Raw genomic sequence first — 6,331 nt, forward strand, 5'->3', positions numbered from 1 at the left:
GGCCAGCCCATCGTATGGGTGACGGTGCCCTCGCGGTGCTTGGCGGGGTCGATCTCCCAGATTTCCTTCATGCCGAGGCCGAATTTCTGCGGGCAGTGGCCCTTCGACAGGTCGTATTTCGCGATCACCTGCTTCGCCAGGCTGCCGCGGACACCTTCCGACAGGAAGACATACTTGCCGCGCAGCTCCATGCCGGGCTCGTAGGCCGGGCCGGGCTCGCGCGTCTCGGGGTCGCGGCCGAATTCGCCGGCCACCACGCCGACGACGGTATCGCCCTCGAAGACCAGCTCGGAACAGGCCATGCCGGGGAAGATCTCTACCCCCAGCCCCTCGGCCACGCCCGCCATCCAGCGGCAGACGTTGGCCATCGAGACGATGTAGTTGCCGTGGTTCGACATCAGCGGCGGCATCGGCCAGTTCGGGATGCGGACCTTGCCTGCCGGGCCGAGGAGGTAGAAGTTGTCCTCCTTCACCTCGGTCTTGATCGGGGCGCCCATCGACCGCCAGTCGGGCAGCAGCGCGTCCAGCCCCGAGGGGTCAAGCACCGCGCCCGAAAGGATATGCGCGCCGACCTCGGAGCCCTTCTCCAGCACCACGACCGAGCGGTCCGGGTCCAGCTGCTTCAGCCGGATCGCCGCCGACAGGCCCGCAGGCCCCGCGCCCACGATCACAACGTCATAGTCCATCTTCTCGCGCTGGATCGCAGTCATCGCTTGTCCCTCCCCGGTCGGCCAGTACCGGCACTGAAACGCTGGCTAGTTGCGGCCCCCTGTTGCCGGAACGAGGACGCAAGGTCAACCATGACGCAACATCACGCCTTTAGGCGCATCTGCGGGCGAAACTTTCTGTCTTCCACGCGACAGGCCGTCGCGCGGGCGCGGCATCACCCCTTGCATTTGTGCATTCCATCGGGTGAGGTGAGGGGGAGTTGTCCGAAGTCATGGGTCGCAGCCCGGCCCGTGGCTTCTTCTTTTACTGTGGAAGTCCGATGGAAAAGATCCCGATGACACGGCGCGGATATGACGCGCTGGATGCTGAACTCAAGCAGCTGAAGACGGTGGACCGTCCGGCGATCATCCGGGACATCGCCGAGGCGCGCGAGCATGGCGACCTGTCGGAGAACGCCGAATACCACGCCGCGCGCGAGAAGCAGGGGTTCATCGAAGGCCGCATCAAGGAGCTGGAGGGCACGCTGTCGCTGGCCGAGGTCATCGACCCGTCGAAGCTGTCCGGCCCGATCAAGTTCGGCGCCACCGTGACGCTGGTCGACGAGGACAGCGACGAAGAGAAGACCTACCAGATCGTCGGCGAGGCCGAGGCCGATATCGAGAACGGCCTTCTGAACATCCGCTCGCCGCTGGCCCGGGCCTTGATCGGCAAGGAGGAAGCCGACAGCGTCGACGTCAAGACGCCGGGGGGAACCCGGTCCTACGAAATCCTGTCGATCCGCTACATCTGACCGGAGGGAACCGGGGTGAAACCGCCGGTCAAGGATCTGCCAAAAGGGGATGCGGGCCTTGGCGAAGGCCCGCTGGCGCAGCTGAACGACCCGCCCAGCCGGGGGATGGAGATCGCGGGCGTCGGCCTGAGCCTGGTCTGGGTGATCCTGATCCTGGTCTATGTGCTGGTGACGCCGCCGGGCAGCGAGACGCGGACGCTGGGCCTGGTGATGACCCTGCTGATGGTCTTCCTGCCCATCGCGCTGATCTGGGCCGTGGTGATCACCCTGCGCTCGATCCGCGAGCTGCGGGCCGAGGCGAAGCGGTTGCAGGCCACGGTCGATGCGATGCGGTCGAGCTATGTGCAGGCGCAGGGGCAGGGCGGCGGGCTGAAGCCGTCGGTCGAACGCAAGATCGACGAGATCGCCGCCTCCACCCGGCAGGCCGAGACGGTGCTTGCAACCTTCAGCTCGCGCCGCGATTCCGCGCTGTCGGTGCCCTCGGCAGACCGCAAGGCCGCGCTGGTCACCCCGCAGGCCGAGCCCACCGCCGAAGAGCCGAGGCTGGCGCTGGGCACCCCGGCCGAGGACCTGCGCCCGCCGCTTTCGGTCGCCGATTTCATCCGCGCGCTGCAGTTCCCCGAGACGCCCGAGGATAAGGAAGGCTTCCGCGCCCTGCGGCTGGCGCTGGAGGACCGGACCTCGTCGAAGCTGATCCGCGCGGCCCAGGACGTGCTGACGCTGCTCAGCCAGGACGGCATCTACATGGACGACCTGCAGCCCGACCTTTGCCACCCCGAACTGTGGCGGCGCTTTGCAGGGGGTGAACGGGGCCGGTCCATCGCCGCGCTGGGCGGTATCCGCGACCGCGCCTCGCTGGCGCTGACGGCGGCACGGATGAAATCCGATCCGGTGTTCCGCGACGCGGCGCACCATTTCCTGCGCGCCTTCGACAAGACCTTCGCCGCCTTCGAACCGAACGCGAGCGACGCCGAACTGGCCGACCTGGCCGACACCCGCACCGCACGGGCCTTCATGCTGTTCGGGCGGGTGACGGGGACGTTCGACTGAGCCGTTGCGACGCGGAACGTTCTTGCTGTGATGCCGGTATGCGGTGGAACAGCTTTCCTATTTGCTGGTTATCCGACGCGGGGGGATGAAACCTTTTTCCGATGGGCCTATGTTCGCCCGCAGACAGGATTCCAACCCAGAGGTTCCCATGGCCGTCCGCATCAACGACACCGCGCCCGATTTCACCGCCGACAGCACCGCCGGCACGATCCGGTTCCACGACTGGCTGGGCGACAGCTACGGCATCATCTTCAGCCACCCGCGCGACTTCACCCCGGTCTGCACCACGGAATTCGCGGCGGTGGCGCAACTGGCTACCGAATGGGAAAAGCGCAAGACCAAGGTGATCGGCGTGTCGGTCGACGGCAAAGCCGACCATGAGAAGTGGAAGCGCGACATCGAGGCCTTCGGCGGCGCCGCGGCCGATTTCCCGATCATCGACGACAGCGACCTGACGGTTGCCAAGGCCTATGACATGCTGCCCGCCGACTATTACCTGCCGACCGAAGGGCGGACCCCCGCCCATTCGGCAACGGTGCGGACGGTCTATATCGTCGGCCCGGACAAGAAGGTGCGGCTGACCATGACCTATCCGATGTCGGTGGGCCGCAACTTCGCCGAGATCCTGCGCGCGCTGGATGCCGTGCAGAAGACCGACGGCGTGCCGCTGGCGACCCCCGCCAACTGGGTGCCCGGACAGGATGTGATCGTGGCGCTGGCCCTGAACAACGACCAGGCCAAGGAACGCTATGGCGATCTGGACATCAAGCTGCCCTATCTGCGCTTCGCGAAGGGCTGAGTCCTGCGGGGGCGCCTTCTGGCGCCCCTATGCACTTTCCACTTTCGGCAGCAGCAGGACCGGCGCGCCGAGTTCGACCTGGTCGTAAAGCTCGGCGATGTGCTGGTTCGCCAGCCTGACGCAGCCGTTCGAGACGGCGGTGCCGATGGTCCAGGGCTCGGGCGTGCCATGGATGCGCAGGAAGGTGTCGGCGCCGACCTCGTTGAACAGGTAGAGCGCCCGCGCGCCGAGCGGGTTCTTCGGCCCCCCGGGCATCCCGCCGGCGTATTTGGCATAATGGTCGGGATCCCGCGCGATCATCTCCTTGGTCGGGGTCCAGCTGGGCCATTCCTTCTTGGCGCCCACGCTGAACCAGCCGGATTCGTAGAGATTTCCCCGCCCGACGCCGACGCTGTACTGCATCCCCCGCCGCGGGGTCAGCGCAAGGTAGAGCGCGAAGTAATCCGGATCGACGATGATCGTGCCGGGCTCCTGCGGGTCGAGGAAGCGGACGGGGCGGGGCAGGAATTCCTCGGGCATGACCCAGTCCTCTTCGGTCTTGGCGAAGGCGCGCCAGGGCAGCATGGCGGCAAGGCCGGTGGCGACGAGGGTGCGGCGGGTGGGATGGGTCATGCGCTTGTCCTTTTTCGATAATTCTTGCGGGGACGCGGATCACGCGCACCACAAGAAGACGTGAGACAAGACGGAAAAGGCCCCGGGGTTTCCCCCGGGGCCTTCACGTTCACGCCAGCGAGGGCAATCAGCCCTCGGCGGATTCTTCTTTCTTCTCGGCGATTTCCGCGCCGGTCTCTTGGTCGACCATCTTCATGCCAAGGCGCACCTTGCCGCGGTCGTCAAAGCCCAGGAGCTTGACCTTGACCTCCTGGCCTTCCTTCAGAAGCTCGTTCGGATGGTTCAGGCGCTTGTTGGCGATCTGGCTCACATGGACCAGGCCGTCGCGCTTGCCGAAGAAGTTCACAAAGGCGCCGAAATCGACCAGCTTCACCACCTTGCCGGTGTAGATCTGGCCCTCTTCCGGCTCGGCGACGATCGACCAGATCATCTCATGCGCCTTCTTGATGGCCTTCTGGTCGCTCGAGGCGATCTTGATCACGCCGTCGTCGTTGATGTCGACCTTGGCGCCCGAGACCTCGACGATCTCGCGGATGACCTTGCCGCCCGAGCCGATCACTTCGCGGATCTTGTCGGTGGGGATGGTCAGCGTCTCGATCTTCGGGGCATATTCCGAGAAGCCCTGAGGCGCCGACAGCGCCTTGTTCATCTCGGCCAGGATGTGGATGCGGCCGTCTTTCGCCTGCGCCAGCGCCTGTTTCATGATCTCCGGGGTGATACCGGCGATCTTGATGTCCATTTGCAGCGAGGTGATGCCGGCTTCGGTGCCCGCAACCTTGAAGTCCATGTCGCCGAGGTGGTCCTCGTCGCCCAGGATGTCGGTCAGCACGGCCCATTTGCCGTCATCTTCCAGGATCAGACCCATCGCCACACCTGCGACCGGGGCTTTCAGCGGCACGCCCGCATCCATCATCGAGAGCGACCCGCCGCAGACCGAAGCCATCGAGGAGGAGCCGTTCGATTCGGTGATCTCGGACACGACGCGGATCGTATAGGGGAAGTCGGTCGGCGCCGGGAGCACCGCCTGCAACGCGCGCCAGGCGAGCTTGCCATGGCCGATCTCGCGGCGGCCGGGGCTGCCCACGCGGCCAACCTCGCCCACCGAATAGGGCGGGAAGTTGTAGTGCAGCAGGAAGTTCGACCGGTAGTTGCCGTTCAGCGCGTCGATGATCTGCTCATCCTCGCCGGTGCCCAGAGTGGTGACGACGAGACCCTGGGTTTCCCCGCGGGTGAACAGCGCCGAGCCGTGGGCGCGGGGCAGAACGCCGGTTTCCGCGACGATGGGACGGACGGTCTTGGTGTCGCGACCGTCGATCCGGCGGCCGTGTTTCACCACGTCGCCGCGCAGGACCGCCGATTCCAGTTGCTTGATCGCCGGGCCAAGATTGGCGTCGGCCTGGTCTTCCTCGCTCATCGCGGCCTTGATCGCCGCAACCGCGGCGTCGATGGCACCGGTACGCTCCTGCTTGTCGCGGATCGCGAAGGCGGCGCGCATCTGCTCTTCCCCGGCAGCCTTCACCTTGGCATAGAGGGCCGAATAGTCGGGCGGGGCGAAGTCGAAGGGCTCTTTCGCGGAAGCCTCGGCGAAGTCGATGATCAGGTCGATGACCGGCTGCATCTGCTCGTGCCCGAAGACCACGGCGCCGAGCATTTCCTCTTCCGTCAGCTCGTAAGCCTCGGATTCGACCATCATCACGGCATCTTTCGTGCCTGCGATGACCAGATCAAGCCGCTGCTCGGGCTTGAGCCGCAGCTGGGTCATGTCGTCCATGGCCGGGTTCAGCACATACTGGCCATCGACGAAGCCGACGCGGGCTGCACCGATCGGGCCCATGAACGGGACACCCGACACGGTCAGGGCAGCGCTGGTTGCAATCATCGCCACGACGTCAGGGTCGTTCACGAGATCGCAGGACAGGACGGTCGCCATGACCAGCACTTCGTTGCGGAAGCCGTCGACGAACAGCGGGCGGATCGGCCGGTCGATCAGACGCGAGGTCAGCGTTTCTTTTTCAGAAGGCCGCGCCTCGCGCTTGAAGAAGCCGCCGGGGATCTTGCCGGCTGCGTAGTATTTTTCCTGATAGTGGACGGTCAGGGGGAAGAAGTCCTGGCCCGGCTTCGCGGCGCGCGCGAAGGTCACGTTGGCCATCACCTGGGTCTCGCCCAGCGTCGCGATCACCGACCCATCGGCCTGGCGCGCAACTTTCCCCGTTTCCAGCGTGAGCGTTTCATTGCCCCACTGGATGGATTTCTTGGTCACATTGAACATGTATCGTTTCCTCTGAGGACCCGGCCCCTGCCGGTGCCCCCGATATATGGCGGCCCCATTGCCGCCCATCCCCCGATCCTTCGCACGGGCCCCGGGGGCGGGCCTCACGTCTCAGATGGCGGGGGCCTTACAGGAAAACCGG

Annotated in this window: 6 protein-coding genes; 3 read left to right on the top strand and 3 right to left on the bottom strand. The window is 65.7% G+C overall.

What is annotated here, in order from left to right:
• A partial coding sequence (locus V7Q39_RS18510; protein WP_333818086.1) for an NAD(P)/FAD-dependent oxidoreductase occupies positions 1–710 on the bottom strand: 710 nt, incomplete at its 3' end.
• 278 nt (positions 711–988) lie between these two features.
• Here V7Q39_RS18510 and greA point away from each other — a divergent pair.
• The 3 genes from greA to V7Q39_RS18525 all read left to right on the top strand — a co-directional run bounded on the left by greA (position 989) and on the right by V7Q39_RS18525 (position 3,308).
• Complete coding sequence (gene greA, locus V7Q39_RS18515) at positions 989–1,459, top strand: transcription elongation factor GreA (RefSeq protein WP_333818087.1); 471 nt, start codon at positions 989–991, stop codon at positions 1,457–1,459.
• A 15-nt stretch (positions 1,460–1,474) separates the two neighbouring features.
• Entirely contained in the window at positions 1,475–2,509 is a 1,035-nt protein-coding gene (locus tag V7Q39_RS18520; RefSeq protein WP_333818088.1) for a hypothetical protein, read from the top strand.
• Between the two features lie 148 nt (positions 2,510–2,657).
• Entirely contained in the window at positions 2,658–3,308 is a 651-nt protein-coding gene (locus V7Q39_RS18525; protein WP_333818089.1) for a peroxiredoxin, read from the top strand.
• 27 nt (positions 3,309–3,335) lie between these two features.
• On the opposite strand, the gene V7Q39_RS18530 is transcribed toward V7Q39_RS18525, so the two are convergent.
• Together V7Q39_RS18530 and pnp are read right to left on the bottom strand one after the other, a co-directional pair.
• Positions 3,336–3,920 carry a L,D-transpeptidase gene (locus V7Q39_RS18530; protein WP_333818090.1) on the bottom strand — a complete coding sequence of 195 codons (585 nt, stop codon included), beginning with the start codon at positions 3,918–3,920 and terminating at the stop codon, positions 3,336–3,338.
• Between the two features lie 127 nt (positions 3,921–4,047).
• The gene (gene pnp / locus V7Q39_RS18535) at positions 4,048–6,189 is read right to left on the bottom strand and encodes a polyribonucleotide nucleotidyltransferase (RefSeq protein ID WP_333818091.1); all 2,142 of its coding nucleotides are present in this window, start codon (positions 6,187–6,189) and stop codon (positions 4,048–4,050) included.
• Positions 6,190–6,331 lie beyond the last annotated feature (142 nt).

The sequence above is a fragment of the Tabrizicola sp. genome (assembly GCF_036781545.1).
Lineage (GTDB): Bacteria > Pseudomonadota > Alphaproteobacteria > Rhodobacterales > Rhodobacteraceae > Tabrizicola.